Source organism: Moorena sp. SIO2C4 (assembly GCF_010672485.1).
GTDB classification, from domain to species: domain Bacteria; phylum Cyanobacteriota; class Cyanobacteriia; order Cyanobacteriales; family Coleofasciculaceae; genus Moorena; species Moorena producens.
The window spans coordinates 1-1,734 of the sequence record NZ_JAAHGN010001323.1; the positions used below are offsets into that span (position 1 = coordinate 1).

At 45.2% G+C, this 1,734-nt stretch carries 3 protein-coding genes and 1 pseudogene; all 4 read right to left on the reverse strand.

Annotation, left to right across the window (positions count from 1 at the left end):
- Positions 1-416 (reverse strand): annotated as a pseudogene (gene queF / locus F6K20_RS37100) (preQ(1) synthase); the annotation flags it as partial.
- A gap of 14 nt (positions 417-430) precedes the next feature.
- Positions 431-841 (reverse strand): hypothetical protein, encoded by a 411-nt coding sequence (locus tag F6K20_RS37105; RefSeq protein WP_008179052.1) that lies wholly within the window; start codon positions 839-841, stop codon positions 431-433.
- A gap of 77 nt (positions 842-918) precedes the next feature.
- Complete coding sequence (locus F6K20_RS37110) at positions 919-1,287, reverse strand: phasin-related domain-containing protein (RefSeq protein ID WP_008179054.1); 369 nt, start codon at positions 1,285-1,287, stop codon at positions 919-921.
- A 33-nt stretch (positions 1,288-1,320) separates the two neighbouring features.
- Positions 1,321-1,476, reverse strand: coding sequence for a hypothetical protein (locus tag F6K20_RS37115; RefSeq protein WP_154659660.1), 156 nt, complete (start codon positions 1,474-1,476; stop codon positions 1,321-1,323).
- Positions 1,477-1,734 lie beyond the last annotated feature (258 nt).

Below are 1,734 nucleotides of genomic sequence, written 5' to 3' on the forward strand. Positions count from 1 at the left end.
CTTTTGGTGTCGCACTTCTACAACGGTGTGAACATTACCCCTTGGTTAAAATCCCCCTTGATGGTGACTTCTTCGGGGTTACAGGCGGCTACGAAGTCATCTAAAATTTGGTTGATACTCTCTTCGTGGGAGATGTAGCGATCGCGGTAGGTATTGATATACAACTTAAGGGCCTTTAGTTCTACCACCAGTTCATTGGGAACGTAGGTAATGTAAATCGTGGCAAAGTCCGGATAACCTGAAAAGGGGCATTTACAAGTAAACTCCGGTAAGGTGATGTTAATGTGATAGGGACGACCGATACGGGGATTGGGAAAAGTAATAAGTTTTGCTTGGGCAATCTCCTGTTCACCGTATTTAATCTCGGGTGTGTCTACTTCTGGTGATGCTTGTTCCTGGGTAAAGGAATTACTCATTGGTTTTGCTAGGATTAGAAACGATTTGAGGAATTTCTAGGATGGGATTCCCAGTCAGGACAATCTTCTGTGTCCCAACCATAGGGATGCATAGCACAGACTAATAAATTTCCACCGTAGGCTTGACCGTGATAATGACGGCAACCTATGCAAGCGGGATGTTTCTGTGAGGATGGTGTCACGGAATCAGGAAAATCCTCGTCTGTTTCACTGACCATAACCTCAAAGTCAAAATAAATCTCAACAAACGGTTCAACAATCTCTTGCAAACACTGGTCAATTTCCGCACCAAGGGCATTGTCTATCTCATTGGCAAACTCCTCAACCACCTCACTGACACCCTCGAAGAACTCATCGACCATATTAGCCACTGATTCGAGGGTTTCAAAAATACTTTTAGACCAATCATCTTCCATGGTAAACATTCACTCAAAAACCATCATGTGCTCAACCCCTGTTGTTGTCCACAAATTAATTATAAGTGCTAGATAAGTGCTATAAGTTAGCGCTTTAGCCGACGCAATTCTTCTTGCATAGCTTGCACCTGCTGGCGTAGTTTGTCAACATCCTGCTCTTCGGGTGGTGCTGATTCTTCTTCCTCATCAGTAATAATCTCAATCCGGCGCGGCTCAGGTTTAGGATCATTAGGGTTAGCTTGAGAGGATTGCTGTTGCCCCTGTTGCACTAAATCTTCAACCAGTTTACGGGCTTCCTCGGTAGTCATCTCCCCTTTTTCTACCAGTTCATCTACCAGTTTCTGAGCTTGACCTCGCACTTCTGACAAGGTTCCCCCAGCTCTCTCCCCTGCAGCAGCAGCTATACCGACGCCTAGATAAAACGCTTTTTGAACCAAATTTCCAAAACCAGCCATGAACACTGATACTCCCAGAGTTATCGTAATACTCTATGATTCCAGGATAGGAGTGAAATCCCACTTTGCCCACCAAAAAATAGCGGTAAGGGGGCGGACGACTATACCGGTTAGGGTTAGCGTCCGGGGAATTACCGCCAACAAATTTTTCGAGCGGTAGCGAGTCGATTGTTTAAAATCTGTATTCATAGCCGTCCGCTCGCTGAATGGTTTTTAGGTATTTCGGATGCACGTCAAAGCTCTTCTTGATGCAGTCGCGAGTGGGGGAAACCTCCTTTGGCCGACTGCATCGCTTTTCTAATGTGCTCAACTTAAAGCTCGGGATACTCTTAAACCGTAATAAATCGTGATAATCCGGTACAAAACGGTCAAGGTTCAATCTATTGTGGTCCGAGTGAGAAGTGGTCATTCAGCAATTGGAGTCAAGCCTGCCACTTATCTTTCTGG

Excerpts from the sequence above, each read along its gene's own strand:
- F6K20_RS37105 (WP_008179052.1), bottom strand. The coding sequence starts at position 841 with ATGTTTACCATGGAAGATGATTGGTCTAAAAGTATTTTTGAAACCCTC.
- F6K20_RS37110 (WP_008179054.1), bottom strand. The coding sequence starts at position 1,287 with ATGGCTGGTTTTGGAAATTTGGTTCAAAAAGCGTTTTATCTAGGCGTC.
- F6K20_RS37115 (WP_154659660.1), bottom strand. The coding sequence starts at position 1,476 with ATGAATACAGATTTTAAACAATCGACTCGCTACCGCTCGAAAAATTTG.